Origin of the sequence: Ktedonospora formicarum (assembly GCF_016587355.1) — a bacterium.
Classification (GTDB): Bacteria; Chloroflexota; Ktedonobacteria; order Ktedonobacterales; family Ktedonobacteraceae; genus Ktedonobacter; species Ktedonobacter formicarum.
This window is the reverse complement of sequence record NZ_BNJF01000006.1, coordinates 56109-73734: the sequence shown is the minus strand read 5'-3', so window position 1 is coordinate 73734 and position 17626 is coordinate 56109. Positions and strand designations below refer to the sequence as shown.

14 protein-coding genes and 2 CRISPR repeat arrays are annotated in these 17626 nt (G+C 49.0%); of the genes, 2 read left to right on the top strand and 12 right to left on the bottom strand.

Annotated features, from left to right (window positions below; translation table 11 throughout):
- Window positions 1–14: 14 nt before the first annotated feature.
- The 6 genes from K3T82_RS38310 to cas1 all read right to left on the bottom strand — a co-directional run bounded on the left by K3T82_RS38310 (window position 15) and on the right by cas1 (window position 9029).
- Window positions 15–1904, bottom strand: a complete 1890-nt coding sequence (locus K3T82_RS38310; protein WP_220198786.1) for a hypothetical protein — start codon at window positions 1902–1904, stop codon at window positions 15–17.
- A 66-nt stretch (window positions 1905–1970) separates the two neighbouring features.
- Window positions 1971–4565, bottom strand: coding sequence for a CRISPR-associated helicase Cas3' (gene cas3, locus K3T82_RS38305; protein WP_220198785.1), 2595 nt, complete (start codon window positions 4563–4565; stop codon window positions 1971–1973).
- A 5-nt stretch (window positions 4566–4570) separates the two neighbouring features.
- Window positions 4571–5608 (bottom strand): helix-turn-helix transcriptional regulator, encoded by a 1038-nt coding sequence (locus tag K3T82_RS38300; RefSeq protein WP_220198784.1) that lies wholly within the window; start codon window positions 5606–5608, stop codon window positions 4571–4573.
- A 532-nt stretch (window positions 5609–6140) separates the two neighbouring features.
- Window positions 6141–6996: direct repeats of the CRISPR family, unit length 37 nt; unit sequence GTAGCAGACTCTTCGATCCGCCAGAGGATCCTGTAAG.
- 145 nt (window positions 6997–7141) lie between these two features.
- Window positions 7142–7744 carry a CRISPR-associated protein Cas4 gene (gene cas4, locus K3T82_RS38295; RefSeq protein WP_220198783.1) on the bottom strand — a complete coding sequence of 201 codons (603 nt, stop codon included), beginning with the start codon at window positions 7742–7744 and terminating at the stop codon, window positions 7142–7144.
- On the bottom strand, window positions 7737–8000 hold the full coding sequence (cas2, locus tag K3T82_RS38290) for a CRISPR-associated endonuclease Cas2 (RefSeq protein WP_220198782.1): 264 nt from the start codon (window positions 7998–8000) through the stop codon (window positions 7737–7739). Before cas2 ends, cas4 begins: the two co-directional genes overlap by 8 nt.
- 12 nt (window positions 8001–8012) lie before the next feature.
- Window positions 8013–9029, bottom strand: a complete 1017-nt coding sequence (gene cas1, locus K3T82_RS38285) for a CRISPR-associated endonuclease Cas1 (protein WP_220198781.1) — start codon at window positions 9027–9029, stop codon at window positions 8013–8015.
- 542 nt (window positions 9030–9571) lie between these two features.
- Window positions 9572–11243: a CRISPR direct-repeat array (repeat unit 37 nt; unit sequence GTAGCAGAGGCTTCGATCCGTCTCAGGATACTGCAAG).
- A 437-nt stretch (window positions 11244–11680) separates the two neighbouring features.
- On the opposite strand from cas1, the gene K3T82_RS38280 reads away from it, so the two are divergent.
- Window positions 11681–11971, top strand: a complete 291-nt coding sequence (locus K3T82_RS38280) for a hypothetical protein (protein ID WP_220198780.1) — start codon at window positions 11681–11683, stop codon at window positions 11969–11971.
- 27 nt (window positions 11972–11998) lie between these two features.
- Window positions 11999–12340 (top strand): hypothetical protein, encoded by a 342-nt coding sequence (locus K3T82_RS38275; RefSeq protein WP_220198779.1) that lies wholly within the window; start codon window positions 11999–12001, stop codon window positions 12338–12340.
- 81 nt (window positions 12341–12421) lie between these two features.
- Here K3T82_RS38275 and csx15 read toward each other — a convergent pair whose 3' ends face one another.
- The 6 genes from csx15 to cmr1 are packed head-to-tail and all read right to left on the bottom strand — an operon-like array spanning window position 12422 to window position 17625.
- Window positions 12422–12799, bottom strand: a complete 378-nt coding sequence (csx15, locus tag K3T82_RS38270) for a CRISPR-associated protein Csx15 (protein ID WP_220198778.1) — start codon at window positions 12797–12799, stop codon at window positions 12422–12424.
- 3 nt (window positions 12800–12802) lie between these two features.
- Window positions 12803–13966: a Card1-like endonuclease domain-containing protein gene (locus tag K3T82_RS38265; RefSeq protein WP_220198777.1), complete on the bottom strand. Its 1164-nt coding sequence runs from the start codon at window positions 13964–13966 to the stop codon at window positions 12803–12805.
- A gap of 43 nt (window positions 13967–14009) precedes the next feature.
- Window positions 14010–14849 (bottom strand): type III-B CRISPR module RAMP protein Cmr6, encoded by an 840-nt coding sequence (gene cmr6 / locus K3T82_RS38260; RefSeq protein WP_220198776.1) that lies wholly within the window; start codon window positions 14847–14849, stop codon window positions 14010–14012.
- Window positions 14846–15244: a type III-B CRISPR module-associated protein Cmr5 gene (gene cmr5 / locus K3T82_RS38255; protein WP_220198775.1), complete on the bottom strand. Its 399-nt coding sequence runs from the start codon at window positions 15242–15244 to the stop codon at window positions 14846–14848. The genes cmr6 and cmr5 overlap by 4 nt, the downstream gene beginning before the upstream one ends.
- Window positions 15245–15249: 5 nt before the next feature.
- Complete coding sequence (gene cmr4, locus K3T82_RS38250; RefSeq protein WP_220198774.1) at window positions 15250–16161, bottom strand: type III-B CRISPR module RAMP protein Cmr4; 912 nt, start codon at window positions 16159–16161, stop codon at window positions 15250–15252.
- A gap of 3 nt (window positions 16162–16164) precedes the next feature.
- The gene (cmr1, locus tag K3T82_RS38245; protein ID WP_220198773.1) at window positions 16165–17625 is read right to left on the bottom strand and encodes a type III-B CRISPR module RAMP protein Cmr1; all 1461 of its coding nucleotides are present in this window, start codon (window positions 17623–17625) and stop codon (window positions 16165–16167) included.
- Between the last annotated feature and the right edge of the window lies 1 nt (window position 17626).

Below are 17626 nucleotides of genomic sequence, written 5' to 3'. Positions count from 1 at the left end.
TCTTCACTCCTTCTTTAGGCTTCTTCTTGCACCAGTTCTGTGTTTATAAAATCGTCGCTGATATCATCGGCTTGCGCATCTTCGGACTTCAATGTGTCCAGACGTGAGTAGCCATAGGCGATAAGCATGGATGCGACTAACTCTGTAGGATAGGTGTCCAGCAAGTTGCTGAGTTGTATCATGTCATTCGATGAAGATGGGTAGCGAAGCTTATGAGTTCGATAATCATCCTTCGTCAAACGGCGAGCCAATTTCTTCGCGAGCTTCTCTTCTTCGCGCGCGGTCTCCGCATTATAGAGAAAGAGAAATTCGCTCAGCGCTGCCATGAACTCTTCGCGGTAACGAGCCTTGCGCATGAGATCCTGCCCAAGCCCATACCGAACCTCATACTTCGTATCTTTGTCCTGACTGCGTCTCCACTGCGCTCGTACTGTAGCTTCGCGAATGGCTGACGCGATGTTCTGAAAGCCTGGTGTTTCCAGAATGGTACGTAAGGATGTGTTGTTTTGGTGGCTCATAATAAGTCGAAGCAATCCTTCCTTTGTAAGTTGTGGAAGCCAGCGTTTCGCGTCTTTCTCACGCTCGCGCTGGCGAAACAGGTAGCCGCCATAAAGCGCGGCAAATTTCCAAAATGGGCGAAGATCATGTCCAGAGAGAAAGTCACGATAGGCACGCAGGAGTTCCAGCTCTTCATTTCCCTCTTTCCCTTGATATCCCTCAATGCGTCTGATGACACGAAGATGCTCTGCTAGAAGCAGGTCTGCCTGCTCTATTGCAGGCAACTCTGTCAGATCTGGGAACCAGGTTGGCACATTAATGGTGGAAGCGTTCATGATCGCATGCGCGCTTCCCATATCCTTGTAAAAAGTGACATCCAACCCACTCGCAATACTGACGATAGGCGAAGGTTCCCAATCCTCAAGCCCTTGTCTGCTGGTAAACGCCTCCCTGCGATGTTTTACCAGGACCTGGGTGAGACGCAGAGCCGCGAGAATATCCTGTTTGATGGCAGTACTGGACCAGCAGATAGCACGGAACTGCTCCATCATGCGCGTGAGCGTATCCAACGCTACTATCTGTGGCACAATCACATAGGTTTTGCGGTCCTTACTCCCCTTGAGCATATAGGGTGCGGCACCAAGCATAAAACCCTTGAACTTCAGCAACTCCAGCAGCCAGAAGCTCTCTAATCCGCCACTGTGTAGCTTATTGCTCTTCGTTGTATTGGCCCCCTTGCCGGTCGTGGGATTGATAACCTGAACGGCGGTCGCCATCGATTTTCCGCCTATATGCTGCTCCTTTGCCAGTCTCTCCCAGCTTTTGATGGCGACATTCACACCGTTCTCTCGTTGTGAGAAGAGTCGATAAAGAAGACCAATAGCCAGCCATTGTTGCTCAACCGTCAAACCTTGCCAGCGCAAGGCTATATCATTGAAGGTATCAGAGACCTTGAATATATTGATGGCCTGGTAGTGCGCCAGTTCTTTGCGTGGCCCGGTGCTGAGAACTTGTTCTAACTCTGGCTCATGCCTGAAGCGAGCATCAGGTGTCCGCAACCTGGCTGGAAGCTGCTGAAGCTGGGCGATCAGTCGCTTCTGTTTCTCACGCTCTTTGTCGTACTCAAATCCGTTTTGAAGAATGTGCCCCTTCTTACCCTGGCGTTCATCCTGCTTCACAGTGATAAGCGGCTCAATGAATGGAATTGAGCGGCTACTATAGAACTCCTCCTCATACAGTGGTTCAGAAAGCTCAATCGCAAACGAATCTCCGCAATTGCGGATGAAAAGCCGACTATCATGCTTCCTCAGCACCTTCAGCACTTCCTGAAGAAGCTGTGCCCATCCAAGTGCAAGGAGGGTATCGGCAGAAGTACCACTCACTTTGTTAATCCAAAAAGTATGCATGCTCTTTACTCGCTGTATTGTAGTGATTTCGAGAGAATAACGCATGTATGCACAATTACACATACCTCAAACTTTAGAAGAAACGTAGCGGTCTGCACGCTGATCTGCCAGGCGCAATGCACGCACGATCACAAATGACAGCCAGGTCTCACATCTTTTGTCCTCGCTTGAAGCCACATCGGGGCGCGTACAGATCTCCTTTGAGACAGTGATAGGGTCCAAATCCCCCGCTTCCAGAGTGAGACATAACTTGCTGAGGTCAACGCTCCAGGAATCGTCGCGATTCACAGCCTGAATGGCCTTCTCAACCGCTGAGAAGGCTCCAGGTTGGACGCGAGTTTGTCCATATTCATGCGCTTTTGGAGTATGATGGTGAGCGATAGCGGTACAGACCGCGCGCAAGATGGGTAAGTTTGGGTGATCTGCCTGGAAGATGCCAAGGCTTTGCGCAAGCATGCTGCGCCCAATCATGACGCTCTCACAAGAATGATTTGGGCGTTTCCCTGGTACCTCTTTCTGCCATTTGCGCTGCTCCTGCGAGCGCCAGTCATAGTCTGTTTTAGCGAAGAAGACATCATCGGCGGGTTCCTGGTAATCTTTGGCCCAGCTGTTTTTTTCTCTGAGGAGACGCTGCCACGCACGCGCCCACGTTTGCCATGTGTCTGCCAGTTTCCCCAGATCGTGAGTCGCGATAGCCAGTTGGATCGCATGATCAATCGTACCCGCTTCCAGACCTAGCCTCGTTTCGAGGCGCTGCATTGTGTAGGCCAGTTCTGCGTAGATGACCTGGTAGTAGGCATCAGCCAGCCCTCCAATGTGTTGTTCATAACATTGTAGCCTTGTTGGTTCTCCTTGACCGCTGGAGCGTTTGCGCTCGCGAAGCACGCTCTGATAATTTTGCTCAAGGAGTCGCAGTTCCCACTCAGGAGAGAGCGGTAGACGTCCATCCAAAAAGACGAGCCCAAGCCTCTGATCATAGGTGACAAGCTGATTGGGCATTGCTAACATGAGTGTGTTGGGTATCTGGTGAGGATTGTTCACATGATCCCACGTATACGTTATCGCGATATGGCTATCCTCGTCTTGCTCCTGCTGTTTCCCCTCAGAGGGCGCAAGAATCGCCTGCTTACATATCCAGTTCAGCCCAAGCTCAGAGCAACGCTGCTGCAAGCGTTCCCAATGTTTGCCCATAAGTTGCCCAGGACGGAAGGCAAAACTCTGCCAGCGCCAGGGTTCTGTTGTGATCTCGTCATCAGGTGCATTATGGATAAGCAGCTGGACCTGTAGCACATCACGGATGAGATCCATAACATTGCCACGCTCATGAGTACGCAGGCTTGTGGTAATGGCTTCTTGTAGCTCACCACGATGCGCTTCATACTGCTGGAGGAGTTGAAGGTCGCTAGCCGTGTGGACTTCATTGATAAGCGCTTGTTCCTCTCGAAAGCCCAATGGTTGGCCTGTAAACCGCTCTAGAGCTTGCCAGGTGTGTTCACAGAGCGCAACCTCATACGGGAGGCTGGAGACGGATTGTTCGTCTTCATCGAGTGGTGAACGGTAGACCAGGACACGACCATGTTGTTGCTCAAAGCGAGCGCAGCGACCTGCACGTTGGATTAAGCTATTCGCAGGTGCAATCTCTGTATGCATTACCTCTACTGAGATATCCAGTCCAACCTCGACGACCTGTGTCGCAACCACAATCACGCCTTTGCCACCCTGATAGGCTCCCTCAAGCCATTGCTCCTTGCCGAGTAAGCGGGACAAATCCTCTCCTTGGCGCTTTCGATCATCGTCAGTAAAACGGCTATGGAGTAGGCGCAGATCTATGTCGAGTCCCGCCTGTTGTATTGCCTCATCTAACTTCAGATAGATTTCTTGAGCACGTTGTACAGTATTGCAGACGACGAGAGAACAGCTCTGGTGCTGTTGAAGAATAGATGTGGCGCTCATCGACGTTGTGCATCGTTCGAAGCGGCGCTCACGTCGTTTATTCAGCTGAGCCAATTCTTCGTCATCGACGGTAATGACGTCAGCATCAAGTATCTGAGCAAGCTGTTCCACCAACGCTTGTGGTAGCGTCGCGCTCATAAAGACGAAGCGAGTGATATCTTTGACCTGGCGGAGGAACTCCAGGCAGGTGGTCAAGCCGCCTTTATAGCTTCTGCCTCCTTCTGCCACTGGATAAAGATGCGGCTCATCTAATATCAGATACGATGAGCACATGGCTCCAACATTGATATTGGCGCGTCTGGTGTCCAGGCTATACGGCACACCTAATGCACTTGCCAAGAATTGATCGATGGTGCAAGCGGTAAGCACCGACTCAAATTGAGGATCTCCAGGTGTCTCGCCCGTCTGGATGGAAAAGAGGTCGTGCCCGAAGTAGCCGTATCGCTCTTGAAAATCGTCGAAAAGATCGGGATTCAGTTCCTGCAACCATTTCTGGCATAAAGCATGGTATTGTGTGGCTAGCGAGCGTGTTGGCACGGCATAGATGGCCTTTGCTGGCAGCAGACCTTCTTTAAAGGCAAGGTTCTGGAGAAAAGGCAAGCTTGCGGCGAACGTCTTTCCCCCTCCTGTTGGCACAACCAGAATCACATTTCTGCCCGCTGCGATGGCCCGTAATAGCTCTTCCTGGTAAGGATATGGTGTATGCATCGTTTCTAGTCCTTCCTCCGAAACAAATTTGGATCAAATGTGCCAGGAGAGCGCGTTTCCGGCGCAGTTAGACCATACATACGCATGGAGCGGCGGAGATGCTTGATGGTGCTCTCACGCAAAGCGAGTGGCTCTAGCACTTCGCAGTCGCTTCCCCAACCTCGAATCCACGGCTCAATCTCTAGCGTATCGCCAATAATGGCCGTCCAGTCGCAGCCATCTCGATTCTTCTTCACCTCCTCGGAAGGGTGCCAGCGTGTTTCAAGAACACGTGGTGTGGCACGAGCACTAAAACGCAAGCGCACTCTCACAGGCTCTTCGTCACTGTACATGATTGTCCAGGCCTGTCGCAGCATCGTAGCAGCATCAAAGTCTTCTGGTATTTCGAATGTTTTATCCGTCAATTCTGCACGCGTTATGCGCTCCAGTTTATAGGCGCGCCTTGCCTCTCCCATGCTACTATAACCCAACGCATAGATAGTGCGACCAATTGCTGACGGTTCTAGCAGGTAAGGATGGAACAAACACTCAAAACTACGGCGGTGAGGAGGTTCATAGTAGAGGCGAACCTGCCGTTGCAGCACCCAGCCACTCGCGAGAGCAAAAAAGATTCCCGATTTGTCAGGGCGTTGCGAATCCTCAAAGTTTAAAAGTGCGAGTAACATCTCTTCGCGCTTGCGCAGCGATGGTGGCAACGCATCCACGAGTTTCTTAAGCGCCATGGTCACATGCCAGTTCTGCTCATCCTGTGTCTGGGCCAGGAGTCTAGCTGCCAGATAGAGTGCAACCGCTTCGGGATAGCTTAGCGAAAGTTCAAGCTGTGGCGTCATTGCACCTTCTAACAAAACCCAGTCATGTCCCTCCTTGGTAATAGGGAGAAGGCCACTCAGACTCAGGTCGCGCAGGTACTTACCAGCAGTATCCTCATTGACCCCAAGTTGTTCAGCGATTTCCTTCGTGCGGTATCGTCTGTCCGGCACCTGAAAAAGCTTGATGATATATAACAGATTTTCTAACCGTTTCCGTGCCTCTAAATTCAGCAAGTGTATGCCTCCTTCATTGATTGATGAGTAGAGTATACCCTCCGCAATCCGCCAAACCGTCGGAAAAGTAGTGAGGACAATCAAATTTCAAAAAATGGCCGAAAAACTACAAAATCAAGAGAGAGGCCTCGCCTGTAAATCCCATAAAACCTTACAATACCGGAGATAGTATAGAGGAAAAATAGAAGCTCTGCTATAAAAATGACATAAAAATTTCTGATTCCCCTCTCTCATTTTGCCCTTTTGTGGGCCGTGTTCGAAAACCGTTACTGCCCAATATCTAAAGAGGGTGAAAATGGCCCTAATAAGGAGCCAAACATGCCAGAAAAAGCTGTAACAGGGCAAATTACGCCTGTTTTGTCTTCGAAAATCCCCTGCCTTTTGGCGCAAAAAACGATTTTCGAAACCCATGGTCATCTGGTATACTAGATGAGGCATAGCAAACACAGTTGACATTCTGAGAGGCTCAAGAAACAGCCTAACGCAATCAGAATAAGAAAATACACCACCACCTTCTCGCTACAGCGCCGCGGTAGCAGACTCTTCGATCCGCCAGAGGATCCTGTAAGATTCGTGGGCCTCCGTCTGGTCGGACTCAATTTCGAGGTAGCAGACTCTTCGATCCGCCAGAGGATCCTGTAAGCGTAGTGACGACGGGGGGAGCCGGAGGCAGGACCACGGAGTAGCAGACTCTTCGATCCGCCAGAGGATCCTGTAAGATTCACTCATGAGGAGTCTCAACAAAAGACATGAGGTAGCAGACTCTTCGATCCGCCAGAGGATCCTGTAAGTCTGCAATTTGTCTTTTTCGCTCTAGTGAGAGCGCATGTAGCAGACTCTTCGATCCGCCAGAGGATCCTGTAAGTTTGAATGGAGCCTGTGTGAGAGCAGAGCGGATAGAGTAGCAGACTCTTCGATCCGCCAGAGGATCCTGTAAGTGATATTGGCCATAGGGCCACCAGCCGTGGGCTGGTCATGTAGCAGACTCTTCGATCCGCCAGAGGATCCTGTAAGAATCGCGCCAGCATTCCTTGTGCTCGTCTGTATGATCGTAGCAGACTCTTCGATCCGCCAGAGGATCCTGTAAGACACTCCAGAGCCAGAGGCACCTTGGGATGGGCGGCGTAGCAGACTCTTCGATCCGCCAGAGGATCCTGTAAGGCTTGGTATTGCGGTAGTGATTGGGATTGCTGCTCTCGAGTAGCAGACTCTTCGATCCGCCAGAGGATCCTGTAAGTTCTCGGCCTTCTGTTTGCGCCTCCCCTTCTCTGGTGGTGTAGCAGACTCTTCGATCCGCCAGAGGATCCTGTAAGACCTCCTGCCAGCCAGCAGCCCTATAGCACGCGCCCGGGTAGCAGACTCTTCGATCCGCTTGAGGACACTGAACGTGCAGCTATGTTGACAAGCTTCATACGAGGTATAAATGTGAGCATTCATGCATTTGTTAAGCACCATGGCTACCTACTCGTCAATGACAGTAAGTAGCCGTGGTTTACATGAAATCGAGACCGCATATCCCTTTATATGCGTTGCTTAGACCATATCGTTACAGAAGCGCCGGAATTCGCAGGTTGGGCAGCGGTGTGGAGTTCGCGTCGATACAGGAAACGCTTCTCTTTCAAGCAACTGGTGGATCTCCTGAATCACATGCCTAACTTTCTTGCGGAGGGCAACAGTGATAGCAATCTTTTCCGCTTTGCGCAGAGGGATGGAATAGAGAAAGCCATTTCGAACGGGCATTTGGAGTTCCTCCTCTAAAAGTAGCGCGTAAGCAGCCAGCTGGAGCTTAAAGTGCGGACCGGCCTTTTGCTCAGAATATTTGTAATCGACGATAATAGCTTCTTTGTCCTCGGCTTCCCATGAAGGCGTGATAATTACAAGATCCATTTGTCCTTTGATACCCAACAACTCAGAGGCCGCAAAGTAATTAAACAGACGCTCTCCTTGCTCTATCTGGTATTTTTGGAGGCTGCGGCGCGCTTCTTTTTCCTCCTCTTCGCGATGGCTTTGAATACCTACTTCCATAGAATAGGTTACGGGTCGGATATCAGGCAAGCAGTATCGATAATAAGGAATTCTAGGGCAGCAGAGATACTGTTTAAGATCCGTTACCTCTAATAACCATGGCTCACTCATTATTCTGCCTCTCCTCACGCTCAATCGACTTTCTTCCCACCCAGGCTTTTTCATCGAGAGGGAACAACTGGATATTTGCTCCATGCTTGCCCAGACGTTGATGCACTTTTAAGAGTAACTCACGTTGATGGGCAGGTGAAAGCTCGCCCAGAAAGGCACTATACTGGATGCGATTGAGGCCGTAATCCAGACAAACGTCAGCGACCTTACTGCGAGTGCCATCATGCGTGATATCGTAGATCAGTAGATAGCGCATATTTCTCACTTCCTACCAGCCAGAGACAAAAGGAATGTAAGCTTCACGCTCCTCACGTAAGAAACAAGCGAGATGACGCGCCTGGTTTTGCAGGATAAAACGGAGCGCCTGCCGTTTACCTTCGTAAAGTTCAGCGCTTCCATCAAGCCGCTCAAAAACTTTTTCTGCGATCTTACGACGAGTCGCTTCCGTCAGAAGTCGCTCCTCATCTTGCTCCAGACGTACATGTTTGTTGAACAAACCAATGATCGTGCGGTCCACGACACATTGGCGAAACTCTTCAATCAGGTCAAGTACCAGGCTTGGCTTCCCTGGCCGATCTGCATGTAAAAATCCAGCATATGGGTCGAGTCCCGCGAGAAGAATAGCTTGCTCTACCTGAGCATAGAGCACTCCATAACCGTAGTTAAGCGAAGCATTGAAGAGGTCTTTGGCACCACGCGTTTCGCGTCCCGGCCATTGAAGCGTGGCTGGCACAATAGCCGCAACAATGCCCCAATAATATTGTGCTGCGTGCCCCTCTATAGAAAGGAGTCGTTCACGAATATCTTGAATACAATCTCCAGGTAATTGCTCAACATCCTGTACATGATCACGAAGAGTAACAATTGTCGTGAGAATAGTTTGATAGAGTTCAGGCTCCTGTTCTTTACGAGATTTGGCAAAGTAGCGCAGCAGGTTAAGCTGGTTCTGTATTTTTCCCACCACAAAAGCCCTACTTACAATTCCACCTTGAGGTCTCTTATACGCCTGCAATTGGGCTCTCCGCGTCAAAACAGTCCCTATCAAACCTGAAGTATATAAACCAGCAAACGTACGGCCATACTTATTGAGATAGTGAATAGGGATACCCTCTTCACTACACATCCTGACCACATCACTAGAGATACCTATGCCGCTATCCACGATAAGAATCTGCTTCAAATGGATCAATGGTGCCTCCTGCACCATTTTCTGCTCACGATAGACGCGAATTCGGCCTTGATGCTTGCCAATAAACATACCCTTGCCCTCTACAATCAAATCCATTTTAGAAAACCTCTCGTTTTCTCGCCAGGAATATAGTAGCCTAGCGCAAACTAACGTATCGCTTCACGAACAATATCGCCGTGCTTAGGCAACAGTATAAAGATTGAGTTCCGCCAAACCGTCGGAAATATTTGGATAGAAAAAGAAAAAGTCAAAATTCTGAAAGCAAGGATAAAATCAGCTCGTGAATGGTGACGCCAAGCGCATCAACCTCACGTTGATATATCTCCCTCCTGACGCATTTTTAAGGCTTTAAAAAGGCGGGCTTGAAAATCGCCGCCCTATGACGGAGAAACAGGGCGTAATCAGCCCTTTTAAACTCTCGCGTGACCATGAATTGCCCTAAATATGTCTTTAAAACATACTCTACATTTCGAAAATCCCCCGGCTTTTGGAGCAAAAAACGATTTTCGAAACCCGACGCAATCTGGTATACTAGACGAAGTAATTCAAATAAAATCGATGCTCTGAGACGTCCAGGAAACGGCCTAACCTCATTCAAAGAGGAAAACACACCGCCCACGGCAAACTGCAACTACACGGTAGCAGAGGCTTCGATCCGTCTCAGGATACTGCAAGTCTTTATTTCAAAAGCTACACAGGATGCATGTGCTATGTAGCAGAGGCTTCGATCCGTCTCAGGATACTGCAAGTTGGCCCGGTGGATGTTCTACGCGATATCAAGGGGAAAGTAGCAGAGGCTTCGATCCGTCTCAGGATACTGCAAGTTCCTATTGGGAAGGCGCTACCTAGTTCCACCTGTTAGTAGCAGAGGCTTCGATCCGTCTCAGGATACTGCAAGAGCAACCTCAGGGGTCGTGTCCTGGAAGGTAGAGTTCGGTAGCAGAGGCTTCGATCCGTCTCAGGATACTGCAAGACTATGACCGCAAACACGACGCTATGGACTGTAAAAGTAGCAGAGGCTTCGATCCGTCTCAGGATACTGCAAGGAGTGTAGAAGGCTCAGAGACTCCAATTACTCTTGGTAGCAGAGGCTTCGATCCGTCTCAGGATACTGCAAGAGAATTAAAGGCACTGAGGCATTATCTGATGACGAATGTAGCAGAGGCTTCGATCCGTCTCAGGATACTGCAAGGATTAAGAAGATAACGGCGGCGCTGCCTGATGTTGGCGCGTAGCAGAGGCTTCGATCCGTCTCAGGATACTGCAAGTCGCTTCAATAGGTTAAGCAATGCCAGCATCTTTCTTGAGGTAGCAGAGGCTTCGATCCGTCTCAGGATACTGCAAGGCACGTATGAGCAGGTAAGTTCTATTCACCTTGAGCGGTAGCAGAGGCTTCGATCCGTCTCAGGATACTGCAAGTATAAGGTGCGACCAGACGGGTCGCAATGGGAAATAATGTAGCAGAGGCTTCGATCCGTCTCAGGATACTGCAAGAGCGCGCCAGGTATCTTGTCCACTACCGCACGGGTGTAGCAGAGGCTTCGATCCGTCTCAGGATACTGCAAGAGGCATAGGCGCGCGGTGGCTCTATTCCTAATTCGTCAGTAGCAGAGGCTTCGATCCGTCTCAGGATACTGCAAGTATGTACGGTTAACGAGTCGCTTTACCAGTTGGTTACGTAGCAGAGGCTTCGATCCGTCTCAGGATACTGCAAGTCATATATGGGAGCATCTTCATCTGAACTAGCTGAGCGTAGCAGAGGCTTCGATCCGTCTCAGGATACTGCAAGTCATAAAAGCGAGTGTTGTCAAACAGGTCTATCCATGGTAGCAGAGGCTTCGATCCGTCTCAGGATACTGCAAGCTCCAAAGTGTGCAAGCATTGCCGCTGGGTTGCTGCCGTAGCAGAGGCTTCGATCCGTCTCAGGATACTGCAAGTTCTTTTTGTTTGGCCTCTTCACACAATTCCATTAGGTAGCAGAGGCTTCGATCCGTCTCAGGATACTGCAAGAGCTCCATATCGAAGAAGAGCACTTTCATCGAGTTGTCGTAGCAGAGGCTTCGATCCGACTGAGGATACTGCAAGTGTTTGGGTCGCACCTTGAGCCGCGTTCTGGTTACGTATAGCAGGGGCTACGATCCGTCTCAGGATACTGCAAGGTCGAAGGTTGCCGCGAGGCTGTCGCGGCGGGGGTGAATATAGCAGGGGCTTCGATCCATCTCAGGATACTGCAAGTGCATCGCGACCGCTTCAAACGCCACAGTGTCGATAGTGTAGCAGGGGCTTCAATCCGTCTGAGAACACCACAAGGGTTGCGGCATTCCAATCTTTATGATGCCAGCAAATATGCTAGCAGGGCATGATCCGAACTAAGGTATGGTAAGAAGCAAAAGAATAAACTGGGCCTCAACGATGAGAAATATATCCCATCGTTGAGGCCCAGTTTATATGGCTATCAGGCAATTTCAACCCTTCGTACTTCCCAAAAGTGAGTTTCATCGATGTCCTACGACGAATTTTTTGGATGTTTCTGATTCTTTTATAGGAAAATGTGATTTATAATGATAAATACAGTTTTAACATTTCATATTTCCTAAATTATTAAGAAATTTTACACCTCTACCGTAGATAATGCGACATAATTGATACAGAAGGAGGTTCAGTCATCTACTATGGTGCAGAAGCAACCACCCCCACGCTTTACGCACAAATTATTGCGGTTACAGCAAGAGCGCCAAAAGGACGAGGTGACAATTGATGAATACCAGTCTCAATTAACCTCAATCATTGAAGAGGAGATACACTCAGGCGAAAAATACAATCAGGATGAACGAAGAGCATATTTATGGACACAGGCAGAGGATGTTTGGAAAAAGCTAGAAGATCAACGTGAGAAGGACAAGCAAGAAAAGGATAGACTATCTACTATGCAACTTTCTCAAGCCGAGGCAGAGAAATTACGCCCTTTCACAGAGTATATCCAAAAGATTCTCGACGAGGATCTTCCTGAAATGCGTGCTAATTCTCGTCGAGCTTGAGGCTGGTACAATTTTCTCCAAGGTGCAGTGATTTTAGGTTCTGCAATCGCAACAGCCATTGTGAACATCAGCGAGTTGCCACGCTGGGAAACGTCAATTGTCACTGTCATTGTTGCGGCAACGTCAGGCATTCTTGTCGCCTACAAATTCAAAGACAGGAGCACAACACTCCAACAGACAGGAGACCTTATTAAAGCTAAATATGAGTCATTCCGCCTCCATCTTGATGAATATGACACCTCAGATATTGAGGCAAGGTATAAGCTGCTTACGCGAAGGCTGAAGCGATTGAAAGAAGAACAGCGTAGCCGAGAACTATTATTGGAGCAATCACCAGAAACAAAGCAGGCTCAACCTGCACAGGCCTAACACGTACCTGAGCGCAGTCACATTTACCATAGCGTCATTTCAGAAGCAGTTTCAACAAGCGGGCTCTTTTTCTGGACATTGCTAGCGGCGTTTACGAGCATTGTCACGGATGATTTGCAAGTTGAGAAGTTCAGCAACTTCGTAGGTAGTGACGGTACCATGGCGTGGGCGTAGGCGAATGAAGACCGGAAAGTGTCCGATACGCCCATGCAGTTCAGCAAGTAAGACCATGCTCGCTGGCGCGTACCCTGGTGGATTGATGACCAGGGGAAAAGTTTGCCATTGCTCAGTGGTAAGGTGAACCATCTCAAGGGCAGTGACAATCTGCGGCTCCATTGGCTGCTCCTGATCGATCTGCACTGGTATAGTACGCACCTCTTCGATGGTCCTCCCGGCAAGGCGCTCGATTTGCTCCTGCTGCGCCAGTGTAAGTGGGTGACTGAAGTTGAGTACGATCATGTGCTAAATCCTCGGAAAAGTTGGTCTTTCGATTTGACGTTTAAGAACATCTCGAAGCTGTGGTAAATCTTCTCTTGTAATAATTACAACACCTAATTGATGGGCAAGGTCTTTCAAAGACTGATAGCTTCTTCTGGATTTAGGCTGGTCCGTGATAAGTAGTTTGGTAACAGCACGCCCCCCCAACCAATGAGAAATTGAATGCAACTTATCTATGTGATTAGATCCGAATGCTCCTTTCCCGGTTTTACATTCTCCAATGATTATCTGCGCTTTATACATTATCAGCAAGTCTAATTCTTTTTTAGCTTGTCCATCACTAACATACCACGCCCTCTGATGGTCATCAACAAAGCGTTTCCCATCTACTATAGTTGGTACTTCATTCCAAGCATATAGTTCCAACCAATCACCAGTACCTAAAAATTGAGCTGCCGCTGGCGAAGTAAATTGACAGGTTATGCTTCCAGTAGCATCTGTGTCAAGCTTGATTAATTTGTACGTGTTAGAAAGTAATTCGAGAAGAGGAGAAGCCGCTAGGTCCGGATCTGATATAAAACCAATCTCTCCAACTTTCTTGTCATGCATTACGACAGTAAAGTCTGCGGTATACTTGGAGAGGGCCAACTCATTTGCGATATGGCTCCAACTTTCCACAAGCGAACGGTACTTAGGAATCTTTTCCATATGATGCGGGCTACAAGTGCGATGGTAAAGTTTCATGTACATTTCTACGTTGGGGTGAAAAGTCTCTGCAGGAGCTTCTACAATAACGTCTCTTTCCACGGAGACAAGCTTGTCATAAAGTGTGCTTATATATAAGCACGGGATATTTCTTTGCTTGGCGAACTCATAAGCTGCTATACCTGTCACCTTGGGGCCAGCGCCGATAGTAATGGTCCAATCAGCCTCGGGATAAAGTTGTATAGCTTGTTCACATGCTTTTTGACCGGCCGCTAAGCTATAGGCATTAATATCTGATATAGGTTGACACTCTTTACAGATTGAGGAGGATTCGACTACATCGATAAAACCTTTCTCAAAATCCCATCCTTCTTCGGACTTTATATAAACGACAATCTCTGGCTTTACATAAAAAAACGCTATAGCATCAGGCAACGCCCTTCCACCAGCAATAATTAAAAGTGCTTTCTTTTTTTCTCCCATGAGTTGCCTCCTTTTCTTCGTTGGACAACAAACTAAAACTTCACTATAAACGCTCTTCACTTAGCTCCATTCTTCCATAGCCGCTGGAGGTTTTTGCGCCGATGCCAGCGTTGGCGAGCGCTTGCTTGAGGATCTCGAAGGTCCTATTAAGCCAGGGTTCGGGTTTCTCTAGATCGGGCGCGGCAAGGGCGACGAGGTAATCGCCAGTGGTGCTGAGGAAAGGGATAGGAATTGGGCTATCCCAGTCGGCAGGCGATTGTGAGCCGTCGCCGTAGTATTCCTTATGGTGGACAGTAATGATATCACGCTTGAGCAGGCTCGATACCTGGAAAGCGTTCTCAGAAATCTGCGGGATGGGAAGCGCGTCAAAAAAGGTGATATAGCCCGCCTGCTCAGTATCGCCGAAGATGACGCGGTACGCTTCACCATCATGCTTCCACATGTCCCCTTCAAAGTGCTGGCGGGTGTAGCTGGCGGCTAGCCCTTTGAGGGCACTGCCAGGCAGGTATGGAACCCCATATGTATGGTGAAGTGCAATGGAAGTTTCCAAAACGCTCTCGCTGCCCAAATTGATAGCAATACGTCCCTTGCTGCTGGCCTTACAGCAGAGGATATGGTTGCCATAATCTGTTTGTAGGCTATCGTGCCAGCGCTGGTAGAAGAGGATGTAGGTCGTGGATATAGGAAGACTGGCAACCTGCGCAACGAGGTTCTGGCGACTTCCTGTATCATTGGTGTTATGGCTAGCAATATATTTGTCCAGCCATAGACCCGCGTGCATCCCTCGTATCGTATCATCTGATATTCCCCACCCCTTGGTGCCTTTGAGATCCAGGCGATGTAGTGGTCCCATCTGAAAATCATCTTTCAGTGCTTGCCTCATGCTTCGTCCTCCTTATCGACAACACTGGCATCCTCAACATCAAGGATTGATTGGGCATATCGTTTGTACCAGAGTAATGCCTGACGAACCTGGTACGTTATTTGCATATAACTGGTAAGCGGAGCCTGCCGAACGGCTTCAAGTAGATCGCCTGTGCTGTCATAGCCAATAGTCTTGCTCAGGTCGGTGAGCAATTGTTTATGAGGAGGCTTTTTGCCACTACGCGAGTTGACAAACTCTAGTGCCTGAGCCAATCCGGCTGAGTGAATGAGGACCGGAAGCCGGTGAGCCATACCACCGTACTGGTTACGCTCTTTATCTCCCTTCTCTTTCTCCTTATAGGCAGTAACATACTCGAAGGCATGAAGAGCGTATTGCTGATCACGTGTATACATGGCTATTACTCCTGTCCAGCAAATTGGACGCGACAGAGCCCACGTCCCACAGTGGCTTTGCCACCGAGTTGGATGGTCCTACTAGAGAGTTGCCTTAGCAGCCGGAGGATTTGCTGAATGCTATACCCTCTCTTGGAGGAGGGCATCGCGAGCACCAACCCGGACAAGATACTTTCGGCGGGCAACGCCTCTTCATACCACAATCCACCTTGCTGGACCGTTTTCACCTCTTCTTGAAGGCGGATACGCGCTGTGACCTCTGTTGCATTGGTTACCAGGAAAGTGAAAAGGTCGTCATGGACAAGGCACAAACGAGTAGTAAGCATGTCTCTCCATTCCTTATCTTGATTTCTCGGATAGAGAGTCGTTGCTAACCATTCAGCCCAAATGGCGGTGGCATTGGGATCAGGTCGAGCGTTCAAATCAAGATCCTCAAGATAGACCCGGTATTCTTTTGATCCATTTGGTGCTTGCCAGGTAAGAGCGCTGTCCTGTCTCGCGAGCAGGCATGTTCCGTTATCGGGTACTTCTGGAATAGTCAGGCGAGCTACATCGATTTGCGTGTCCTCCATTTCGCGCCTCAGACGGCGAAGCACTAACGGAGAGGTAACCCAGGCGAAGGTGCCAGCCAGGCTACGCACTGGGAAGAGGAGGAGACGCTGATCCGAGAACTGAACCAAACTGGCGCGATTCTCTTCCACCGCTGGATTGTCCGGGCCGAAGATCGGCAGATACGTCTCCTTCTGATCCCCATTGAAAGCGCGTGTGCGCAAAGCTCCCTTGAGCGATGAACCGGGGAGAAAGGGGATGCCAGTTGCCTTCTCGCGCGCGATGGGCAAGTCGATCACTCCCGCGCCCTGGCCGATACCAGCATGGAGCGGTGAGAGCGCATGAACAAAAGTAAGCTGGGCGTTCACAATTTATCTCCTTTTACTCATAAATTCCATGAAAGCGCGAAGCGTGTTTTTGCCTTTGTCGGTGACTATAGAGAAAGAGTGGCCTGAGCTTATAAGTACTTGCTCAGGTTCAGCGAGGTATGTCTCAAAAGTGCCAATCTCCTTCTTTTCTTTTGTTTGTTCTTCAATAAGATGTAAGATTAAAGAGCCCCTTTCGAGCCGAGAACCTTTAAGAAGTAGAGCAAAGCCTTTGTAACAACCACTCTCGCAAGCGATAGGCTTTAAGATGATAGGGCTGGAAAAACGTTCATGTGTATTGGGTTGCAAATGGAGTTGTGAATCTTTCCTTTTTATATTGTTGGGATGCTTGTTGTTATGCAGTGGAAAGACGATGGGAAGGCCAAACTGTGCTTTAGGAAACTTCTTAAGCCCTTTATAGTCTGTAGGAGAGGTCGGGTTGTTTTTGAGATAGTTTATGAAGTGTGTTTCCGGCCAAACGCTTTCTTGACGACGTTTTGATTGGCGAAAGTCCTTTAAACCTTGAATAAGCCTGTTCCATATCTCGTACAATGCCTTGTTTTCTTCCCCCGAAGTAGAAGTCTTAAAAATCACGATATCTGTGCCTTCACCGAATTCTTTGGGGAGATAAGGAACATGGCTGGGCCACGTTCCAACGATTACGTGATCCTTCAGCCTCTCGTTGAGCCAACCGATCACTTGATCACTTTGGCTTGGCGCAAGATTGACAAGTTCTGGGTCTCCATTGATGCTGAGGCAACGTAAAGCACCAAAACCACGGCGCGTGCGTGCTCCCACCCCACCAAAGGTTTCCCAGGCCCAAAGCGCAGCTTCAACATCCTCCTTGTAGTCCTTATGATAAGAAATAGTGAGGGTAAAGATGATACCTTTTCTTACCTCTTTCAAAGGGACATCGTGTGGAGTAAGTGCAGTTTGAAGCTCTTTTTGGCTTGGCTGTAATGGAAATGACGCATAACCAGGGATGTCCCTGATTGGATATGGTACAAATTTGCGTTTTCCGTTGCCTCCTCTTGTTTCTCTTACTATATAGGCATTGATAGGTTCTCCCCTATTCTCATTCAAAACTTCTATTGAGAGATATACAGTATTCAGTCTTCTTTGCACCTCACCCTGCTCTTGTTTGTGTATTTCTTCCTTATGCTTGGTGGCAGCACCCCAGATAGCATTTTCCCGCGCCAGCATGTCAGCCAGAATTTGTTCGTTTGAGCGGATATTTCTTTCTTTTTGATTCTTTTTAGTAAGACCACCGCGACAGGCACGCCACCAGAAGCGGAGTTGGCCGCGAATCTCAGTACCACGAATGGGTAGGTCTTCGTCTGCCTCTCCGGGAACAGCACCACCACCAAAGAGGGGGGTGATAAGCTCATATTCGCGTGTCTGGGTAATGATGTCACTTGTGTCCTTCGGGATAAGCTTGTGCGGTTCAGGTGGTTGCTTGCGTCCCATA